Source organism: Nostoc sp., from assembly GCF_036917575.1.
In the GTDB taxonomy this organism is placed as follows: domain Bacteria; phylum Cyanobacteriota; class Cyanobacteriia; order Cyanobacteriales; family Nostocaceae; genus Nostoc.
On record NZ_JBALDC010000061.1, the window covers coordinates 153998 to 175335 of the forward strand.

Sequence of the window (21338 nt, forward strand, 5' to 3'; positions counted from 1 at the left end):
CCTACCTAGCGGTGGTAGTTTCTAACGGACACACTGCTGTAGCAATATCTATTCGTTGCGGAATAATTTTTTGCTCTAATAACCAGTCAGCTGTTTTTTGAAGATTGGTGACATCTTGAGTATTAGGAAATACATAAGACTCTGGGCCTCGGTTTTTAGTCACCTGCTTGGCTACTGCATCTGAGATTTTTAACTGTTTAACCAAAAAATCTGATGCAGCATCAGTATGCTGATTTAGCCATTCACCATCCTGGCTCAAACCAGTCAGAGCAGCTTTTACTGCTACAGGATTATCTTTAGCTGCATCACTACGAACGACCAGAATGCCGTAGGTAGGAGCAGGATGTGTAGTAGTAATTCTTCGCGCCTGATGCTCTAATTGGGCAATAGAAATATAAGGTTCCCAAACTGCCCACGCATCAACAGAACCTTGATATAGAGCAGGTGCAGCATCATTTGGTGATAGATAAACTCGCTGGACTTTATATGAAGGAATATTTTCTTTTTCCAAAACTTTTAATAACAGATATTCCCCTGCACCACCTTGATTGACTGCAACTTTTTTACCTATTAAATCAGCAGGTTTACGAATAGCAGAATCACCGCGAACTAAGATGGCACTACCCAAAGAATCTGGAACAGGACGCTGTACAGAACCAATACAAAGAGGCTGTCCCGCAGCAATTCCAGAAATGGAAGGAATATCACCACAGCCGCCAATATCAGCTCGATTACCATTGAGAGAATTTAAAAGCGTCGCGCAACGGTCAAATGGCCCACTCCATTCAACTTTAATATTTTGCGTTGATAACTGACGTTCTAGCTCACCTCGTTGACGCGCAATAGGAATAATCCCGCCTTTTTGGTAGCCCAAGCGAATCACATTGTTTTTCTCTGTAGTTTTGGTAGTGAGTGTTGTTGAAGAAGAGTCTGAGTTAGCTAAGACATTGGTGGCTGTTTGTTGGCTGCAACTAGAAGCGATCAATCCAAGAAAAAAAGCTGTAACTGCAATTTTACGGACGGAATACTTTTGTTTGTGCGGCAAGCAGTGTTCTGTGAAATAATTCACCACAATTGACTCCTTAATATCAATTTTTAGGAGTTTAAGCAGCATATCTATGACGATGATAGTTTAACTACGGTAAATTTATCGATTTACCGTAGTTAATAGGGATAAGGATACCACTTTTTGATAGACTTGTACACCTTCTACTTCCTTAATTTGTAAGTTTTTCGGGTTAACAGCAACATCTCTTTGCGTTACGAATTGTTTAGTGTTTTCTTTTAACTTAATTAAACCGTTAGCTGCTAATACCTTAATCCTCAATCATTGTTGATAACATCATTAGTAATGGTCACAGTTCCGTTTTAAGTTTCACGATCCATACATCGAAGCTTTAGTAGCCGTATTGAATTGCCAAATTACCTAATCCACCGCCACCAAGAGCCCTAGCCATTACGGAGTTGCCTTTTGCCTCTTGCATATCTACGCAAATAATTTCTCCCAATCAAACTGGATTTCTATATAACAAAGTTCTTGACTTATTTTTGTCTAAGAGGTAATTTATCAATGTTGGAATAAAATACGGTAAATTTATAAATATACAGTATTTTATATGAAAAAGTCAGGAATCAAAATTCAGTATGAATTAGAGTCATAGTGGAGGTGAGAGTTTAAATCCCCCACTTTATTGTTATGTATTCTGTATTTTACTTTAAATAAATTATTTTGATTAAAGGTGAATATATCTCAACTTTTAATCAAGGTATTAATATTTATAAGTTTTATCTAGTAAGTATTTGAGTCAAAGTTAGTTTTAATTCTGATGTGTTTTATTCGCAGTAAATACGACCTGATGCAAACGGTGTAAAAACTGATAGTAATTTTGCATGTTGTTGATGAAAAGCGTAGGCATAGCCCCACCGAGGGGTAATTTTTAGCATGTCCAAGCCAGGGAAAAGTTTTTTAAGATTATTATTCGCTACAGGAGTAGCGATCGCACTTTTATTTATCATTCCTCCTGCTGCCGCTACCCTAAATCACTGTCCACAAGGAATGGTAATGATCCCAGCAGGGACATTCACAATGGGGTCAAATAATTCTGGTTTTGTGGAAGAACAATCGGCTTTTGATGTCACAGTTAGTTCCTTTTGTATTGATAAATATGAAGTGACAAATGCACAGTTTGCAGCATTTGTCAAAACAACAGGGTATCTAACAGTTGCCGAGCGGCCTTTACCTAAAGAACAGTTTCCCGACTTACCGGATGAGCAGAGATTACCTGGTTCTTTGGTGTTTGAGATCGCACAACCAGGAGCAAAGCAGCTGAGTTGGTGGCATTGGATGACTGGGGCGAATTGGCAGCATCCCTTTGGATCGGGAAGTGCGCTCGTCCGAAAAGACAACTTTCCAGTTGTTCATATTGCCTATGAAGATGCCGCAGCCTACGCCCAATGGGCAGGAAAATCTTTACCCAGCGAAGCCCAGTGGGAATACGCCGCCCGTGGCGGGTTAGACGGTGCAACTTATACATGGGGCGATCGCTATTCTGAAAAAAAAGCCAACACCTGGCAAGGCATCTTTCCCTTTTTCAACACTAAAAGCGATGGTTACGTAGGTATCGCCCCGGTTGGTTCATTTCCACCCAACGGTTATGGTCTTTACGACATGGCAGGTAATGTCTGGGAATTGACCTCAGATTTGTTTGGGGTAAGGCATAACGAGAAAACCCACGATGTCGATCCCACAGGGCCACAACGAAGCTTTGACCCCAACAAACCCACAGAAAATGTCTTACATACCATCAAAGGAGGTTCTTACCTTTGCGCGCCTAACTATTGCAGCCGCTTCCGCCCAGCAGCGCGAGAATCTCAAGCCCCCGACACCGGAACTACCCATATCGGATTTCGTTTAATTAAGAGCTTGAATCAAGTTCAACCAATTACCAATTAGTTTATGTTGCATTTACTTTGGCGATCGCTGATTTTATCTGTAGTCATTATCTTACTGACGGTTACTAACCCTGCCCTAGCAGCCACATCAAAAGTTTTACCCATTCCCCAACCAGACTTCAAGGGCAAAATTGGCATCACCTACAAAGACTCAAAACCAGATTTTCCCCAACCGATTGCGGCCCCAGCCAAAGCCCCCAACGTTCTACTAGTGATACTAGATGATGTTGGCTTCGGACAAGCTAGTACCTTTGGCGGCCCGGCGGAAACTCCTAACTTGACTCGTTTAGCCGAAAGAGGATTACGCTACAACCAATTCCACACCACAGCCCTTTGCTCGCCTACCAGGGCAGCACTCTTAACTGGACGCAATCATCATTCAGTCAATACAGGGGTAGTTGAGGAATTGGCTACAGGTTATCCCGGCTACACAACGATTTTGCCCAAGAGTGCTGCCACCGTCGCCGAAGTGTTGCGCCAAAACGGCTATAACACGGCTGCTTTCGGTAAATGGCACAACACACCAGACTATGAAACCAGCGTCGCTGGGCCTTTTGATCGCTGGCCTACAGGATTAGGATTTGAGTACTTTTACGGCTTTCTTGGTGGTGATACTAACCAGTGGAGTCCTGCCTTAGTAGAAAATACGAAACGAGTCGAGAAACCAGCCAATAACCCTGATTACCACCTGACTCCTGACTTAGTAGACCATGCGATCGCCTGGATTCGCAACCAACAATCCATTGCTCCTGACAAACCCTTTTTCACCTATCTCGCCACTGGAGCCACCCATGCCCCCCACCACGCCCCCAAAGCTTGGATTGACAAGTACAAAGGCAAATTCGATCAAGGGTGGGATAAATTGCGCGAAGAAATCTTTGCGCGTCAAAAACAACTGGGTGTGATTCCTGCGAATGCCCAACTAACACCCCGCCCCCAAGAACTGCCAGCTTGGGATTCACTTTCAGCAGATCGAAAGAAACTCTCTGCTCACATGGCAGAAGTATTTGCTGGATTTCTAGCGCACACAGATTATGAAATCGGACGCTTAATTGACGCAGTTGCCCAGCTCGGTGAATTAGACAACACCGTAGTCATCTACGTCGTGGGAGATAACGGTGCTAGTGCAGAAGGCGGTTTAACAGGTACCGTCAACGAATTGAAATTCTTCAACGGTGTACCCGAAAATCTACCACAACTGCTTGCTTCATACGATGACTTGGGTAGCCCCAAAACATTCAACCATTCTCCCGCAGCTTGGGCATGGGCAGTCAACACTCCCTTTCAATGGACAAAGCAAATTGCCTCTCACTTTGGTGGAACTCGTAACCCCTTAGTAATTTCTTGGGGTGAAGGCATTAAAGACCAAGGTGGAATCCGCAGCCAATTCCATCACGTAATTGATATTGCACCCACCATTTTAGAAGTAACGGGAATTACAGCCCCCACAGAAGTGAATGGGGTGAAGCAACAACCAATCGAAGGAACTAGTCTGGTTTATACCTTCGATCGCCCTGATGCTCCATCCCATCGTGAAACACAGTACTTCGAGATGTTGGGCAACCGAGCCATTTACGATCGCGGATGGGTGGCGGCGGCTCGTCATGGTCGCTTGCCTTGGGAACGTACTGCAAAAGGTGACTTTGATACAGATCCGTGGGAGCTGTACAACATTGCAGAAGATTTCAGCGAAGCGAACAACCTAGCTCAAGAAAATCCAGACAAGCTAGAAAAACTGCAAAAACTGTTTTTAGAAGAAGCCCGTAACCACCAAGTCTTACCATTAGACGATCGCGCCCTAGAACGGTTTGATGTTAAAATTCGCCCTGGTTTCACCACCGGACGCAAAAGCTTTACTTATTATCCTGGTGTATTTGGCATCCCAGAAGGTAGCGCCCCAAACCTGAAAAACAGATCCTTCAGCATCACAGCTAATGTGGAAATTCCTGAAGCTGGGGCAGAAGGTATCCTCTTAACCCAAGGCGGACGTTTTGCGGGTTGGAGCTTTTTCCTTGAGGATGGCAAGCCCACCTATGTTTACAACTATGCCAATGCTGTTCGCTACATTATTCAATCTCCCGAAAAACTGCCCACAGGTAAATCTAATTTACGGTTTGACTTTGATTATGACGGTGGCAGTGTAGGTGCAGGGGGAACTGGAAAATTATTCATCAACCAACAGCAGGTAGCCGAAGGTCGAATCGAAAAAACTATCGCTTATCGTTTAGCTCTAGATGAAACCTTTGATGTGGGTAGAGACACAGGTACTCCTGTCGTTGACACCTACCAAGTACCCTTTGCCTTTACTGGTAACTTACAGCAAGTCAGCCTTGAGTTGAAGTAATGGGGAGATGGGGACTGGGGACTGGGGACTAGGGACTGGGGAGATTATAAAAAAGCTTTCCAGCCTTTCGACTCTTTCCACCGCTCCCACACTCCTAATGCCCCATACTATACACCCAGTCCCCAATCCCCAGTCCCCAATCCCCAATCCCCAATCCCCATTATCATGAATGAAATTTTGGCAGTAATCGACAAATTAGCGCTTCTCACATTCATTGTTTTCACTATGTTAGGTGCGGGTTTACGCCTAACTGTACAAGAGATTTGGGAACCACTCCGCAACCCTCGTCTGGTGATATTGTCTCTGCTGACAAATTTTGTACTGGTACCGCTTTTTGTCTATCTGCTGCTGCAAGTAGTACATCTAAGTGAACCCCTTAGAGATGGTTTACTGGTCATGGCAGTAGCATCAGGGCCCCCAGCTCTACCAAAACTTGCTCATATAGTCAAGGGCAATATAGCTTTTTCCGTGGGGTTAATGATGTTGCTAATGCTGGGCACAATCTTTTATATGCCGATTGTATTGCCTTTAGTGGTGGAAGGCGTGCAAATTAACTCTTGGGAGATTGCGGAACCCTTATTATTAATGATGGTCAGCCCATTGGTAATTGGGCTATTTATCAAAGCTAAATTTCCAGCGATCGCTATGACTCTTCAGCCATTTTTGTTCAAATTATCCAATGCTGGATTACTTTTAGGTTTAGTAGTCAGACTGGCAGTTCATACTAATGATATGATTGCTTTATTAAAAACAGGTGCAATCTTTGTTTGTGCTGTATTTATTATCTTTTCTTTTAGCGTAGGCTATCTTTTAGGCGGCCCTGGTATTGACACCCAAAGAGTGCTAGGAGTCGGAACAGCTCAACGCAATTTTGCCGCCGCATTATTAGTAGGTACAAGCAACTTTGAAGATCCTGGCGTGGTCAGCATCATCATGGTGACAAGTATATTAATGATGGTTACAGTTCTCATTGTCGGCCCAAAGTTTACAGAAATAGATCAGCCAACTAATGCAAAGATAGAACAGGTAGAAGTTTGATATCATAATACGTTCAAATAACTGTCATTGCACCTTTTGCAGAGCGTCTTGTTAACGTAGCCTTTCGCAGAAAAGAGACTCAGGAAATTCCTAACTTCTTTTACGCACTCATAAAGCGATCTCTCTAAGTTAAAAGTCAGGAATTTGAACAGAATTAAAAGAATCCTCTTTGTGGTAATGGTGTACCGTTAATCTCGTAATCGCCGATCGCACGAGCTTTAAAATGATTTGGATTGTGTGAGGACAAAGTACGAGCGTTGCGCCAGTGGCGATCGTAGTTTGAGCTTTTTTTAGTTGTAGAAGCCCCACCAACTTCAAACAATAAGGTAGCCGAACGTAGAGCCAAATCATCAACAATCAATTTGGCTTTGGATGCACTCAGAGAAGTTGCCAGTGCCACAGCCGTCTCTGCCTCTTCACCCTGAGCTTGGTTAGCAGGGAGGCGATCGAGACCATCAGCTGCTGCTAAAACAATCGCTTCGGCAGCAAAGGCATTGGCAGCAATCTGCCCCACAATCTGCTGCAAGATTGGGTCTTCTGAGGCTTGCTCGGATACAGCATGGTAGAAAGTCCGGGGTCTGTTACGGATGAGGGCTGTAGCATCACGCAGAACGCTGCGAATAATACCGGCGTTAATGGCAGTCAGGAATAATTGCGGGACGATGTTATAGGGCAGGTCGTCTTTGTCTGTGTCTGTCTCAAAAATTACTTCTTCAGCCTCTACACGGACATTCGTGAAGGTGGTCGTTCCCGTACCTGTGAGTCTTTGTCCGAAGCCGTCCCAGTCGTCCACCAGTTCAAGACCTTCGCGGTTAGTAGGAATGAGTATATACGCTGTAGAGCCATCTGGTGCTAACACACGCACGAAAATCAAGTCTGCATAAAGGCTGCCAGTGCTGTAATATTTCCTTCCATTCAGACGATAGCCGTTGCCATCGGGTGTCAATTTTGTATTCACGACTTGGCGACCACCCGATCGCTTGGCTTCTAGCTCGGTGGAAGCGAGTCCAATAATCGCACCATCAGCAACGCCTTTGAGCCAACGGCGATTCCTTTGGGTGCGCTCAGAACGCAAAATCCGCTCCGTCACTAAGAAATGATTCCGCACAATGTGAGCGACGTTTGGATCGGCATCCCCAAGCCGAATCACGACCTCGAATAATTCCCGCGCCGTGCTACCGCCACCACCTTCGGCTACCGGGATTCGCAATGCACCCAACCGAGAACGCCGAATCAATTCAACCACATCAAAAGGCAGGATGCGATCGCGATCGCGCTCACTTGCCCCCAGAGCAATAAAATCAAAAAGCTGCTGGAGTTCCGGCGAGTTTGCTCTCACAGGAGCCGAAAACTCAATTGTTGTATCTGCAAGTTTCTCTGGACTCTTAATCATGAGTTTCTATCTCCGAATATTCTGTGAAAAATCTATGTTGATGAGTGGTGAGGCAATTGCTAGTTCTGGGTGAGGTGATAGCACTACAAAGTTGAAGAATGTTTCCAGCCTTGAGGCGATTACATCTGGTAACATATTTAAGCCATCAACTACACTCAACAAAAACCATTGTAAGGGTTTTAGATGTATTTAAGTTTTTTAAAGTACTAAATATCTACCTAATTACCGTAGTTTGATACTCCCAAATTTTCCCTAAGTTGTCAATCTGTTTTAACGTTTTTTTGGGGGAAAGACTCAAAGTTGAAAGCAAAAAAGCGTCTACGGAGTAAGCCCAGGGATATCGCCAGCCGCTTAGTAGTGTGTGATGCTTCAACAGCGTAATAGGTAATAGGAAAGTTGTTTTTGACCTACCTAAATAAACCAAACAGCGACTAATCAGCCAAGCTGAAACATACTTACCAAACTTGATATAAATCTTTCTCAGGAGGGACAGACTTACTCAAACCTCACGAGAATATAGAAAAGTGAGGAGAGCTTGTCATAACCGATAAAACTTGTAGTCTGGAGTTAATAATAATGGCCGATGTGACAAATATAGCGACTAAGCTTGCCGATCTAAAGCTTTTTCAGAATGTTCTGTTGGAAAGTGAGCAAAAGTTAATAGCACAGACGGACGACAATACGATTTGCGAACGGCTCGAAGGAATGATAAACAGCGATCGCGAAAATCTCGGCGTCATCGAAGCAGTTATTTCTAAATACGGCAACGCAGCAGAACCTCGCGACATTACTACTCAACATGCTCAGAAGGTAGGCCAAATGATGAGCGGCTCCGAGCTAACTCTGTATGACAAATACTTACAGCTTGAGTTGCTAAAGCATCAACAGACAATGACCGGGCTGGTTCTACATAAGGTTGCCCAGTCCTTGAATGATGAGCTTCAAGATTTGATGGAACCGCTCAACCGAGTTAATTTTGAAAATCGCGCTCATCAAGAGATTCTTAAAGGCGTTCTTTACTTCGTCGGAACGCGAGAGATAGCCGGTAAGGAACCTGACATGGGTCTGTGGGCTAGCATTGAACAGGGAATTGCAGCCCTTAAGGGTGTTATAAGCAGCGCGGTAAACTAGTAGTAATGAGTGGCAGAGGGCGCGTCATTCATGGGAGCGTAATATCATGATTAGCTGGTTTATGCCCAGGCTTGTATTTCAGCCTTTATTGTTAAAGGTAAATTATCAAGTTTACTATCCATGTAAATATGGCGTTTTCTTCTATTATTGCTGAAGCTGTCAGTAGTCATTGTAAAAAACCTCTAGCAGTGTCATTTTTGAAGCTAAACTTATAGCAATAACACCCCCACTTGTAAAGTTTGTATTCCCTCTGTTTGCCTTTGACAACTGAGGGATTTGTTTTTAATTACCAACTGAAAGCGTCCATTAGACTTATTGCAGAAGTCGGTCAAAGGGAGAAAGGTTTTTGTATTTTCCCTTTTCCCTTTGACCACAAGAGTGCAAAAAGTAATGAATGCAAGAGGTTTAATCTCTGACTTGCAATTATTCGGGAAACTCTGAGATATTTCCTCTCCAGCTTGGTCATATTTGGAACTAGTTTCTCTACAAGTTCAAAAAATTCAAGGCACTGTTCCAGTCTCGGTCAATAACCGTCAGTATACCGAAAAGTTTTGCGATCGCTGTTTACACTAAACTGGTCTGAAAGAAGCGATTAGCAGGGCGTGCCAATCCGAGATTTTCGCGCAGCGTTTTACCCTCATATTCTTTGCGGAAAATTCCCCGCTGTTGGAGTTCTGGCACAACTTTGTCAACAAAATCATTCAACCCATCAGGAAGAAAAGGGAACATGATATTGAACCCGTCAGAACCTTCCTCAGCCAGCCATTGCTCCATTTCATCAGCGATCGTTTGAGGTGTGCCGACGAAGGCCAGTCCGCCGTAACTGCCAACGCGTTGTGCCAGTTGTCGAATAGTCAAGTTTTCACGTTGCGCTAAGGCTATTACTCTTTCTCGTGAAGAGTGACCAGCGTTAGTCAGTGGGATTTCTGGCAAAGGGCCGTCCGGCTCAAAGCTGGAAACGTCGTAGCCAAGTGCGCCATTTAAACTGGCGATCCCACTGTCATAATGTACTAAGCTGTCTAAATGAAGACGCTTGGAATATGCCTCAGCGACAGTTTCCCCCACAATTACTAAAGCACCTGGAAGGATTTTTATACTGTCTGGGTCACGTCCGATCGCCCGCGCTCGTCCCTTAATGTCCGCAAATAAAGCTTTGCCAGCCTCCAGATTCCCAGCAGGTGCAAACACAGCCTCGGCGGTTTCGGCGGCTAATTGCCGTCCGGCTTCGGATGCACCCGCTTGGACAATTAGCGGCCAGCCTTGGACAGGTCTAGCAATGTTCAATGGCCCCCGCACCGAGAGATATTTTCCCTTATGATCCAGAACGTGAAGCTTTGCAGGATCGAAATAAATCCCTGCTTCCACGTCCCGAATGAATGCATCGTCAGCAAAGGAATCCCAAAGACCCGTGACGACATCAAAAAATTCTCTAGCGCGCCGATAGCGTTCGTCATGCTCTACCTCCTCTTCTAAGCCGAAGTTGAGTGCTGCGTCTGGATTGGCTGTAGTGACGATGTTCCAGCCAGCGCGACCACCACTAATATGGTCGAGAGAGGCGAAGCGACGAGCGATGTGGTAAGGCTGGTCATAGGTTGTGGAAGCGGTGGCTACCAGCCCAATGTGTTCAGTGGCGGTAGCGAGAGCAGAAAGCAGGGTGAATGGTTCAAATGAGGTGACAGTATGACTGCGTTTGAGCGCGTTAATTGGCATATTCAGCACTGCTAAGTGATCCGCCATAAAAAATGCGTCAAACTTGCCTTGCTCTAGTTTTTGGATGAATTTTTTCAGTGCTGGGAAGTTAAAATTAGCATCAGGTATAGCCCCAGGATAGCGCCAAGCACCTGTATGTATGCTTACTGGGCGCATGAAAGCACCAAGTTTCAATTGCTTCGATCCGCTCATTATCCCTCCGTATGTATAATTCGTAATTCGTAATTCCTAATTCGTAATTAAAACATCTAAAAAAAGCCTTAATTCAAGTGCTTTACAGCACTTTGCCTAATTTCTCAAATAATACATCCTTTGCTAATTTAGTCTTAAATGTGCGGCTCTCCCCTGCCTGCCCAGTCCATAGTCCCTAGTTCAATCCATCTCTATTTCAAACTCTGTTTTTTATAAATATTTCAAAGCTTGGGTGACTTTTTCATCTTCTAATTCAATGTGAAACTGACTGGCTAAATCCTGATAGTTATCTCTAGACCAAGTATCAGCCTTTTCTAGCTCTTGTAAAATGGTTACAGAAATATCCAAGGGCTGTAAGCGCTTTTCTAAACTTACTTGCGCTTTCACAATATTCAACAGCTCCATGCCTTCAAACTAGCTATGGCTTCAGTATCTACCGTTAACGCCTGTACTCTTGGTATAATTTCCGCAGCAAAACGCTCCATTTCTGTGGCAAAAGGCTGGAATTGCAGCATGAAAGTATCAACTCCTACTTTGGTAAATTCAGCAATCCGATAGGCTACAGTTTCATAGCTACCTACCAATCCTGCTGCTGTACCGCCATTGCTTCCCACACCGGGGTACTTAGCCATATTTTTGAACATGACTACTTCTGAATCTACGCCTTTGAGTAGTTCCGAGCGATCGTCTCGTGCTAGTACCATTGCTCTCAAGTTTTGATATTCTGCTTCTGCCTCTTCGTCTGTAGGTCGAGCAATCACAAAAGCTGACATAGCAAAGCCTAAAGGTTGGGAACGAGAGCGAGTTTTTTTAGCAACTTGAGCAATAGTTTCGCGGATAACTTCAATCGGACGACCGTTGAGGAAAAATGTATGCGCTTGTTTTGCAGCTAATTCTTGGGCTGGTTCTGACTCTCCTCCCACATATACGCGCAGATGTGGTTTGGCTATAGGTGAGGGATTAAACTGCAAATTGTTGATTTGAAAATAATCACCGTGGAAATTGACTTTTTCTCCACTCCATAGAGCTACTACAACCCTAATCCATTCATCTGAATAGCGATAACGCTCATCGTGGGGAAGAAAATTTATCCCTGGTTTTTCCATTTCTGGCTTGAACCAAGCACTGACTAAGTTAATAGCAAAACGTCCACCGCTAATTGCATCAATACCTAAAGCCATCTTTGCTAAGACGGCTGGATGGAAAAGTAAAGGCTTAACAGCTGCAATAATCTCGATAGATTTTGTTGCTTCAGCCAGGGCTGCTGCTGCTGTCCAGGTTTCTAGCTGATCGAGTTCTTGGTTCCTGGGATTGATGATGTGTTGTGCGATTAAAGTTGTGGTAAATCCACACCTTTGGGCCAACTGAATTAAATTCTTGGCTCGTGAGTAACTAGCATCACGAGGTTCAAGAGGATGGTTCATCACGCCGCAGTTACCGTAAACGGGAATCCAAATCCCGTAACGTGGTTCAGACATAGTTTTTTAGAACCTTTGTAGTCGGCACTAAAACTTTATTTTTATATTTAGTCAAATTATACGGTAAATCGATAGATTTATAGTATTATTTTATGAGATTTGCATAGGTGAGGATAAAAAACAAGGTGTATCTTCCCAGTCCCCATTTAATTTGGAGGCAAGAATGTCAGAACCACGTTACGGTATTTGGTTGCCTGTAGGCGGTAACTTTGGCCCTCTGAATACGCCAGATGAACCGATTGATGCTAGTTATGAGCGCACGCGATCGCTAGTATTAGAAGCAGAACGTTTAGGATACGTCACAACTTTAGTAGCACAGCACCTTGCTAACCCTCGTAGCTTAGAGTTAGACCAATTAGAAACTTGGACAGCGTGCGCCGCGTTGGCTGAAGCTACAGAAAGCATAGAAATTATCGCTGCAATTAAACCTTTATTATTTCATCCCGCTGTCTTAGCCAAGATGGCTTTAGGAATTGATGCTATTAGTCGCGGACGTTTTGCCATAAACCTGATCAGTGCTTGGTTTCGCCCAGAAATGGAGCGTATTAATATCCCCTTCCCACCCCATGATGAACGTTATCGCTACTCTAGTGAATGGTTGCAGGTTGTAGTAGCTCTGTGGAGTGGTGATCAGGTAAACTTCGAGGGTGAATATTTCAAAATTCAAGATTTGAGCCTTCGGCCCTTTTCTGTTACTCAACCCTATCCTCGTATTTATCTAGGAGGAGCGTCAGACCCAGCGCAGATTTTAGCAGCTCAACAAGCCGATGTTTATTTCATCAATGGTCAGCCAATAGAAGATGTCCGCAAAGTAATTAAACAAGTTTTGGGGCGATCGCGCTTCCTACCTCAACCAGTCCGCTTTGGTCTGTCAGCCTTTGTCATTGCCCGTCCCACAGACAAAGAAGCACAAGCAGAACTAGAACGACTCATGGCACTGCAAAAGCTGGAAGAACAATATAAATTAAGTGTTGCTAAAGGAGTTGACAAAGAAGCTGTTATGTTCCAACTTTTCGCCAAAAATCCGGCTGTTGGCGGCAATGGTGGTACAGCCGCAGGATTAGTTGGCAGCTATGATACCGTAGCCGCTCGCGTTGCAGCTTTCGTTGATGCAGGTATCGATACTTTCATGTTGCAATTTAATCCTTTCCTACAGGAAATGACACGTTTTGCCCAAGAGGTTATGCCTCGTGTACGACACTTGCAAAAAGTCGTTTAGTTGTTGACAGAATGCAGCTGTCAATAGAAAGTTTTACAGCAGTTTCAACCAGATAGAAAATTAACTTGTACTACTTATTGTTAGAAAAACTAATAATTAGAGTATCATAATACTTGTGATTTGCTGTACACACTCTTTGTATATATTGTCAAAGATGACACTGATGACGAATTACTAACAGAAAATGCAGGTAGGTAAATTTTGCCTGTAGAAGCCGTTCACAGTAGCAAAGCATAAAACTGACTGCTAAACAGGAGGAAAAGGAATTGTTAACAGAAAATGAACTACAACTAACTGCTGACGTGCTGGTAATTGGCGGTGGCCCCGCCGCTGCCTGGGCAGCATGGGCAGCCGCATCCCAAGGTGTCAAAGTTATCATTGCTGATAAAGGTTTTCTGGGTACAAGCGGTGCAGCTGCGGCTAGTGGTAATGGCATCATGGCTCCTTCTCCAGAGAATTGGGACAAAGTTGTATCGGAGCGTTATCGCGCAGGAAAAGACCTTGCTAACTTACGTTGGATTGAGCGCGTCATCGAAAAAACTTGGCTCAGTTTGCCCTTAGTAGAAAAATGGGGCTATCGTTTTCCCAAAGAAAATGGGGAATCTGTGCGTCAGAGTTATTATGGTCCAGAATATATGCGGGTACTTCGCAAAAACCTCTTGCGTTCTGGTGTGCAGATTCTCGACCAAAGTCCGGCTTTAGAGCTTTTATTGGCTGACGATGGCTCAGTGGCAGGAGCAACAGGTGTACAGAGACAACATCATCGTACTTATACGGTTCGTGCTGGTGCAGTAGTCTTAGCAAATGGCGGTTGTGCGTTCTTAAGTAAAGTATTAGGTTGCAATACTAATACAGGTGATGGACTGCTGATGGCAGTGGAAGCTGGTGGCGAACTCTCCAGTATGGAAGCTTCTAATCACTATGCAATTTCGACCGCTTTTAATGCCACAGTGACGCGGGGTGTTCCCTTTGGCTGGGCTAGTTACACCGATGAAGCAGGTAACGATCTTGGTGGTTATATTGATGGTCGCCGCGATCCTGCGTTCCTTCCCAATGCCCTGATGAAAGGCTCCGTTTATGCTCGTTTAGATAAAGCCACACCTGAAGTTAAGGCAGTAATTGAAAAGTCTCATTTCATCGCTTTCCTACCATATAAAAAAGCTGGGATCGATCCCTATACAGAACAAGTACCTGTAACGCTGCTTTTAGAAGGTACAGTCCGGGGTACAGGTGGGATTCGGATTGTAAATGATAGTTGTGCTACCAAAGTTCCTGGACTTTACGCAGCTGGTGATGCAGCATCGCGGGAATTTTTAGCGGGATTATCTTCTGGTGGTGGTGGCCCTAATGCTGCCTGGGCAATCTCTACAGGACAATGGGCTGGAGAAGGGGCGGCTGCGTTTGCCAAGAGTTTGGGCGCACGTGCAAATGAACGGGTTGCACGTGCAGCTGGTAAAGTGGGATTGCGCTCAAACTCTCCTGCGTCTGAAACATTCGATAGTGAGGCGATTGTACGCGGTGTCCAATCCCAAATGTTCCCCTTAGAAAAGAACTACTTGCGTTCTGAGCAAAAACTTCTCGATTCCCTCGCCAAATTAGAAACCCTGTGGCAGCAGGTACAAGGAAATCCCAAACAAGATAGTGTGCGCGATATGGAATTTTCTCGTCGCGCGGCTGCTCTGACTGCTGTTGCACGATGGGCATATTTTAGTGCTTTACATCGTAGAGAAACCCGCAGCGAACATATTCGTATAGACTATCCCCAGACTGATCCCAGTCAGCGTTATTATCAAGCCACAGGCGGCTTAGATAAGCTATGGGTGAGGCGCGATTGGATTACGGATGCCTCTGCCACAGCACCAGTACAAACCACTCCAACCACACTCACTGTATCAAAGTTGTAGCAGGAGCAATATCATGATTGAGCTTGTCAGCCATAAACTCTGTATTAATTGCAATCTATGCGTCGAGGTTTGTCCTACTAATGTCTTTGATGCAGTTCCTGATGAACCACCCGTAATTGCCCGCAAGGAAGATTGTCAAACTTGTTTCATGTGTGAAGCATATTGTCCTGCGGATGCGCTCTATGTCGCCCCTCAATCTCATACTGATATTGCAGTCAATGAGGATGAGTTAATTGAAAGTGGCATTATGGGTGAATATCGTCGGATATTGGGATGGGGATATGGCAGAAAAAACAATAGTGAATTAGATACTGCTCATAAACTACGCCAACTGCCGCGCCCCTATCAAAGTTAATTTCAGTAGGCTTAATTCTTAAAAGAGGGACACAACTAAGAATCAAGTCATTGCAGTCTTAAAGTGCAAGTTTTTGGTCAGATATCGCCTCAATAGCACCCTGAAAACTAATTTTTATGACGTTATCAGAGTTCTCATTAGCTGAAAAAGTTGCCTTAGTAACTGGAGCAGGACAAGGTTTGGGACTAGAAATTGCCAAATCACTTGCCAAAGCTGGTGCGCGTGTGATCGTCAATGGGCGAAATTTTGAACGGCTTAATCAAGCAGTTGCAGTTATTGAATCAATTGGTGGATTAGGTTTTTCATTACCGTTTGATGTCACAGACGAAGTTGCGGTTCAAAGTGCGTTTATCGAGATCCGAGAAAAGTATGGCTATTTAGATATTCTGGTTAATAATGTGGGAATGCGTGATCGCCGTGGATTGTTCGAGTTTGAAATGGATGCAGTGCGTCGGTTAATCAATGCTGATTTGATTGCACCATTTAATTTGTCACGAGAAGCAGCAAAACTGATGATGCACAGGGGTGAAGGTCGAATCATTAATATTACCTCAATTGCAGGACAACTTGCAGATGCAGGTGACGCAGTTTATACGACAGCTAAAGGAGGACTCGAAGCCCTAACCCGTACACTTGTGGCAGAACTTGGGGCTTTTGGAATTACAGTCAATGCAGTCGCTCCAGGCTTTTTTGCAACAGAGAGTAATACTTATGTACTTACCGATCCAGCAGTCACAGAATGGTTGAAACATCGGACTTCTCTGGCGCGTTGGGGATCTCCACAAGAAATTACAGGCGCTGTTGTGTTCTTCGCTTCTCCAGCCGCATCTTACATCACCGGACAGGTCTTAGCTGTTGATGGTGGCTACCTTTCCCATTTCTGATTAATTGTTTTACCTGTAGCAATACCTTTGCCAAAATAAGAGCCTACAAAAATTTTGGCTTGCACTGGCAAAATCAATCATACATAAGCGTAAGGCATACAAGGTAGTTTGGACTCTCAAACCCTTTATCCTACGTGAAATACGCTAAAAAAGCCTTGCGCGAAACCTGGAAGGAATTTTTAGGACTTATTGTTTTTGCCTAGCCTCGGAAAAATGGGAGTTCATGCATCAACTCACTCTCGTAAATTGGCGAAGGTATTGCTGTAGACATATTTTTTCGGCTCTTGAGTTTGAGCTTATATATGTTGTGAATCTACAGCTTACCCCGACCTGGTGAAGTCGCTATAGATGATATGCTGATTCGTATTAGCGATCGCTCTTAATTTAGCAATCTCTGTCAATGCTCACCAGTACGCTTCTACTGACAGTGTTGTTTACATAATTTTTCTTTGAAAACCCTTGCTTACCCAGCTAAAAAAAGCTATCTCTAAATGCAAGTTGGTATCATTGTGCAAAACTACCCTAATCTGGTAGCGATCGAGTTACGATCTTGTCACACCCTTTTTTTGATTTGAGAAGTCCTATTCCAGAATTTTCTGGTTAAAATAGTATATCTGTTCTACTCAAACTCCAAAACCAACACTCCTTAAAACCATATATTTAGAGGCATTAGAGGCAGGAATGGCTATCAACACAGAAACCTCAGGCAAGCAAAAAGCGCTGACTATGGTGCTCAACCAGATTGAGCGCAGCTTTGGGAAAGGAGCAATCATGCGCTTGGGCGATGCCACCCGGATGCGGGTGGAGACTATTTCCAGTGGGGCGCTCACCCTAGATTTAGCATTGGGTGGTGGTTTACCCAAGGGTCGGGTAATTGAAATTTATGGCCCAGAAAGTTCCGGTAAGACTACAGTAGCGCTACACGCCCTCGCCGAAGTGCAAAGAAATGGCGGTATTGCTGCCTTTGTTGATGCTGAACACGCCCTCGATCCTACTTATGCTGCGGCGTTGGGTGTAGATATTGACAATCTGCTGATTTCCCAACCTGATACAGGCGAATCAGCTTTGGAAATTGTCGATCAGCTCGTTCGTTCTGCTGCGGTTGATATTGTAGTTATAGACTCAGTAGCAGCGTTGGTTCCCCGTGCTGAAATTGAAGGCGATATGGGTGATGCTCACGTTGGTTTGCAAGCGCGGTTAATGAGCCAAGCACTACGTAAAATTACAGGCAATATTGGTAAATCCGGTTGTACAGTAATTTTCATTAACCAGTTGCGGCAAAAAATCGGTGTTACTTACGGTAGCCCAGAAACCACAACTGGTGGTAATGCATTGAAGTTTTACGCTTCGGTGCGCTTGGACATTCGCCGAATTCAAACCTTGAAAAAAGGTACAGATGAATTTGGTAATCGTGTAAAAGTCAAAGTCGCTAAAAATAAAGTAGCACCGCCTTTTAGAATAGCGGAATTTGACATTATTTTTGGTAAAGGTATTTCTACTTTGGGTTGTCTTGTTGACCTAGCAGAAGAAACTGGCATTATTGTCCGCAAAGGAGCTTGGTATAGTTACAACGGCGATAATATCTCCCAAGGACGAGACAACGCTATTAAGTATCTAGAAGAAAAGCCTGAATTTGCTGAAGAAATTAAGAAACTAGTGCGTGAAAAGCTAGATAAAGGCGCTGTTGTTTCTGCTAACTCCGTAGCTAAAGCTAGTGATGAAGATGAAGAGGAAGAAGTAGATTTAGAGCCAGAAGAATAAAAAATGTGGATTTCTTAATCTGCAATTGCTAATAGATGGTGCGTTACAAAGACAGCTAACGCACCATTTTTTTCCCAAAATCGAGATTTGGGTATTGTTAAATACAAGTCTAAATTCTGATATTGAATAGATTTGGAGTAATAAACACATCTTACTTGATATTTTGGCGTAAGCGTAGCCTGTCGTAAACATCACATTGCTTTGTCACCGATGAACCTATTAATTTAAACTTGACAGACTCTATTAAGGAAAAAGGATAAAAATACTAGATCGGGGTTTCAGCCTTAGATTGACACTAATGACCAGCTATATGGTAATATTTCATGGCGTTATGCTAAAAAACTTTGTTTAGAATCAAAGAGTAGCCAACCCATGAGTTTAGCTGTAATTAAGTTCTCTTCAGAAGAGTGCGGCATCTGCCACAAAATGTCTTTTTATGACAAAAAGGTGGCCGAAGAACTGGGTTTAGAATTTATTGATGTAAAAATGCAAGATACGACTGCTTATCGCAAGTATCGCAAGATTTTATTGACTCAATATCCCGATAAATCAGAAATGGGATGGCCTACTTACATCATCTGCAATTCTCCAGAGGGAGAATTTCAGATTGTTGGTGAAGTAAAAGGAGGTCATCCCAAAGGAGAGTTTAGAAGCCGTCTGCAAGAAGTTTTGAATTCCACTGCTAATCAGAACTAATTACCTCAAAAGACTTGACCTCAAGGACAGGGCCAATCATGGCAGCTGTCATGATATCTTCGCGTACCTGTCCTTTAACTTTTGCTTTTTGTCCGGCTTTGAGTAAGTTTTTGTCAGCCCCTTTAAGGATTTCGTAAGTAACACCCTCTTCTGTAACTAACGCCCATGCGCCTGTACCAATATCACGACGTTCAATTGTACCTGTAAGTGTAGTGCTCATAAGAGTGCTGAGTTGGGGACTGGGGACTGGAGACTGGGGACTGAGGACTGAGGACTGGGGACTGGGGACTGGGGAAGAATTTTCACAATCCCCAGTCCCAGATACATAGTCCTCAGTCACTTTTATGCCGTTTTTTCTTCGTTTTTCAATGCTAAACGAGCAAGTCCATAACAGATTAGGGCGTTGGCAATCAGGAAGAGGCGTGCTATGTTACCACTTCCCAATCCCCAAACTGTCGGCTCGAAAAATGCACTTGTAGTTAAGCACGCTGCTACACCTAAAGTTGAACCAATGGCAAACCATTTCCAACTAGGATGTCCGAGCAGCAATGCCATTAACACAATGGGAATCAGTATACTGGCAAATAGAGGATTTAATGCATTAGTTCCCTGGAGAGTATTTCCTAATTCGGGAATTGAACTGCCCAAAACCCGAAAAGGCCATTGGGGAAGATCGAAAATATAGATTCCCTTGAGGAAGAATAACCCAGAACTGCCGGCAATAAGTCCACTGGACAAAGACCAACTCCAAGTGAAAGGTAAGTAAACGCGTAAAAACCAAGCCAGCAGATAGGAACCAACTACCATTAAAATCTTAGGTAACAGTGCGATCGCACCACCATCAATCCAAAAGCCGGGGTTAAGATAGCCGCTATCCCGTAACCACCGAAAGAAATCTGGGAAACTGATTTGCCCGCTAAAGGCTAGTTTGACTGCTGCTTGTGCATTGAGTTGTCCAGCGCCATAATAGTTCAAACCATCATCCTGAATAACTCGTGCGGACTGCTTGAGGACTTTTAAAACTTCATCTGGTTCTTTGATACCAGCAGCTTTGATTAGTGCTGCAACACCAGCAACGTGGGGAGAAGCCATGCTTGTACCTTGGAAGCCCAGAAATACACCTTCGCCATTTTCGTCGATAGTTTCTTGGAGAATCTTACCAGCTTCACTACCACCAGGAGCAGAGATATCTACCCCTGCACCAAAGTTAGAATAGGGCGCTTTTTCACCATCTGGGCCAATTGCCGAAACGCCGATGACATAGGGATAACGGGCTGGATAGCTTGCTCCATTGGTGTTTTCATTTCCGGCTGCGGCAATAATAACTACACCTTTTCTGTGGGCATACTCGATCGCATCTTTCATCAACTTGCTTTCACCGCCACCACCCAAACTCATATTAATCACATCTGCGCCTTTATCAGCAGCAAATTTAATCGCTTCGGCAATATCGGCAACGGTACCACCGCCATAAGAACTGAGTACCTTCAACGGCATCAGACTGGCTTCGTAGGCAATTCCAGCGACGCCATATTTGTTATTTGTGGCTTGAGCAATAGTTCCGGCAACATGGGTACCGTGGCCGTTATCGTCTGTGGCTTCTTCTCTGTCGTTAACAAAATCATAGCCCTTGACGAATTTTGTCTCATACAAGTCACGAACCTTGGTAATTCCAGTGTCAATCACTGCGACTGTAATGCCACTGCCTTTGGTTTGACTCCATGCGCCTTCAATACCGATTTTGTGCAAGTTCCACTGCTTGCTGTAATATTGGTCATTAGGGCCAGTTAATGAAGGACTTGCTTCTTCATCTTCTTGAGGTCGCAAAAATTCTCCAAGCCAAGCGGCTTTACCTGGTTGGGGAATCTTGCTGTAGATATAGTTCGGTTCAATGAATTCTGTAGCTTGGGCAAACTGAGATTTTTTCAGTTCTTGGAGCCGTTGGCGATCGCCCTTGATAATATACACATTATCTTTTTGGGAAAACTTGTTGTCTAATTGGGGTGTAACGTTGTATTGTTTGGCGATCGCTTGCAGGTTCTGTTCCACCACAAGTGATGGAATATCTTCACGAAAATCAAGCACAATCGTCTCAAACTCTCCTTTAGCTGCCAATCCCTGGAAATTCAGGAAACCAAATATGGTAGCTCCCAGCCCAATGACAAACAAGCACAATAATATAAGCTTTCTCATATTAACTCATCACCGCTTTTTGCCAGTTTGCTCACTACCATAACTTATTTGCATCACTTGTTGGTAGATTTTGCACTTTCAGTTACAA

Annotated in this window: 19 protein-coding genes; 10 read left to right on the forward strand and 9 right to left on the reverse strand. The window is 44.0% G+C overall.

Annotated elements, in window-relative coordinates; translation table 11 throughout:
• Position 1 precedes the first annotated feature (1 nt).
• Together V7K79_RS18460 and V7K79_RS18465 are read right to left on the reverse strand one after the other, a co-directional pair.
• The gene (locus tag V7K79_RS18460; protein WP_335049445.1) at positions 2–1114 is read right to left on the reverse strand and encodes an aliphatic sulfonate ABC transporter substrate-binding protein; all 1113 of its coding nucleotides are present in this window, start codon (positions 1112–1114) and stop codon (positions 2–4) included.
• Between the two features lie 33 nt (positions 1115–1147).
• Positions 1148–1327, reverse strand: coding sequence for a MetQ/NlpA family ABC transporter substrate-binding protein (locus tag V7K79_RS18465; protein WP_335049446.1), 180 nt, complete (start codon positions 1325–1327; stop codon positions 1148–1150).
• Positions 1328–1942: 615 nt separating this feature from the next.
• Between V7K79_RS18465 and V7K79_RS18470 the strand changes: the two genes are divergently transcribed.
• The 3 genes from V7K79_RS18470 (at position 1943) to V7K79_RS18480 (ending at position 6334) form a co-directional block, all read left to right on the forward strand.
• On the forward strand, positions 1943–2953 hold the full coding sequence (locus V7K79_RS18470) for a formylglycine-generating enzyme family protein (protein WP_335049447.1): 1011 nt from the start codon (positions 1943–1945) through the stop codon (positions 2951–2953).
• A 3-nt stretch (positions 2954–2956) separates the two neighbouring features.
• Positions 2957–5296, forward strand: a complete 2340-nt coding sequence (locus tag V7K79_RS18475) for an arylsulfatase (RefSeq protein ID WP_335049448.1) — start codon at positions 2957–2959, stop codon at positions 5294–5296.
• 165 nt (positions 5297–5461) lie between these two features.
• On the forward strand, positions 5462–6334 hold the full coding sequence (locus V7K79_RS18480) for a bile acid:sodium symporter family protein (protein WP_335049449.1): 873 nt from the start codon (positions 5462–5464) through the stop codon (positions 6332–6334).
• A 154-nt stretch (positions 6335–6488) separates the two neighbouring features.
• Here the strand turns inward: V7K79_RS18480 and V7K79_RS18485 are convergent, their stop codons facing one another.
• Entirely contained in the window at positions 6489–7727 is a 1239-nt protein-coding gene (locus V7K79_RS18485) for an acyl-CoA dehydrogenase family protein (protein WP_335049450.1), read from the reverse strand.
• Positions 7728–7733: 6 nt separating this feature from the next.
• The gene (locus V7K79_RS18490) at positions 7734–7889 is read right to left on the reverse strand and encodes a hypothetical protein (RefSeq protein ID WP_335049451.1); all 156 of its coding nucleotides are present in this window, start codon (positions 7887–7889) and stop codon (positions 7734–7736) included.
• A gap of 414 nt (positions 7890–8303) precedes the next feature.
• On the opposite strand from V7K79_RS18490, the gene V7K79_RS18495 reads away from it, so the two are divergent.
• Complete coding sequence (locus tag V7K79_RS18495; RefSeq protein WP_335049452.1) at positions 8304–8858, forward strand: hemerythrin HHE cation-binding protein; 555 nt, start codon at positions 8304–8306, stop codon at positions 8856–8858.
• A gap of 564 nt (positions 8859–9422) precedes the next feature.
• Here the strand turns inward: V7K79_RS18495 and V7K79_RS18500 are convergent.
• The 3 genes from V7K79_RS18500 to V7K79_RS18510 all read right to left on the reverse strand — a co-directional run bounded on the left by V7K79_RS18500 (position 9423) and on the right by V7K79_RS18510 (position 12238).
• On the reverse strand, positions 9423–10760 hold the full coding sequence (locus tag V7K79_RS18500; protein ID WP_335049453.1) for an LLM class flavin-dependent oxidoreductase: 1338 nt from the start codon (positions 10758–10760) through the stop codon (positions 9423–9425).
• 210 nt (positions 10761–10970) lie between these two features.
• Positions 10971–11147: a hypothetical protein gene (locus V7K79_RS18505; protein ID WP_335049454.1), complete on the reverse strand. Its 177-nt coding sequence runs from the start codon at positions 11145–11147 to the stop codon at positions 10971–10973.
• A gap of 5 nt (positions 11148–11152) precedes the next feature.
• On the reverse strand, positions 11153–12238 hold the full coding sequence (locus tag V7K79_RS18510; RefSeq protein ID WP_335049455.1) for an LLM class flavin-dependent oxidoreductase: 1086 nt from the start codon (positions 12236–12238) through the stop codon (positions 11153–11155).
• A gap of 163 nt (positions 12239–12401) precedes the next feature.
• Here V7K79_RS18510 and V7K79_RS18515 point away from each other — a divergent pair, with 163 nt between their 5' ends.
• The 6 genes from V7K79_RS18515 to V7K79_RS18540 all read left to right on the forward strand — a co-directional run bounded on the left by V7K79_RS18515 (position 12402) and on the right by V7K79_RS18540 (position 19057).
• Positions 12402–13457 (forward strand): LLM class flavin-dependent oxidoreductase, encoded by a 1056-nt coding sequence (locus tag V7K79_RS18515; protein WP_335049456.1) that lies wholly within the window; start codon positions 12402–12404, stop codon positions 13455–13457.
• A 266-nt stretch (positions 13458–13723) separates the two neighbouring features.
• Positions 13724–15361 carry an FAD-binding protein gene (locus tag V7K79_RS18520; RefSeq protein WP_335049457.1) on the forward strand — a complete coding sequence of 546 codons (1638 nt, stop codon included), beginning with the start codon at positions 13724–13726 and terminating at the stop codon, positions 15359–15361.
• A 13-nt stretch (positions 15362–15374) separates the two neighbouring features.
• Positions 15375–15716, forward strand: coding sequence for a ferredoxin family protein (locus tag V7K79_RS18525; protein WP_335049458.1), 342 nt, complete (start codon positions 15375–15377; stop codon positions 15714–15716).
• A 116-nt stretch (positions 15717–15832) separates the two neighbouring features.
• Positions 15833–16600 (forward strand): SDR family oxidoreductase, encoded by a 768-nt coding sequence (locus tag V7K79_RS18530; RefSeq protein ID WP_335049459.1) that lies wholly within the window; start codon positions 15833–15835, stop codon positions 16598–16600.
• Positions 16601–17281: 681 nt separating this feature from the next.
• Positions 17282–18361 carry a recombinase RecA gene (gene recA / locus V7K79_RS18535; protein WP_335049460.1) on the forward strand — a complete coding sequence of 360 codons (1080 nt, stop codon included), beginning with the start codon at positions 17282–17284 and terminating at the stop codon, positions 18359–18361.
• Positions 18362–18733: 372 nt separating this feature from the next.
• Entirely contained in the window at positions 18734–19057 is a 324-nt protein-coding gene (locus V7K79_RS18540; protein ID WP_094327275.1) for a thioredoxin family protein, read from the forward strand.
• Here V7K79_RS18540 and V7K79_RS18545 read toward each other — a convergent pair.
• Complete coding sequence (locus tag V7K79_RS18545) at positions 19044–19277, reverse strand: hypothetical protein (protein WP_335049495.1); 234 nt, start codon at positions 19275–19277, stop codon at positions 19044–19046. The two genes, V7K79_RS18540 and V7K79_RS18545, sit on opposite strands and share 14 nt — an antisense overlap.
• 122 nt (positions 19278–19399) lie before the next feature.
• Complete coding sequence (locus V7K79_RS18550) at positions 19400–21250, reverse strand: S8 family peptidase (protein WP_335049461.1); 1851 nt, start codon at positions 21248–21250, stop codon at positions 19400–19402.
• Between the last annotated feature and the right edge of the window lie 88 nt (positions 21251–21338).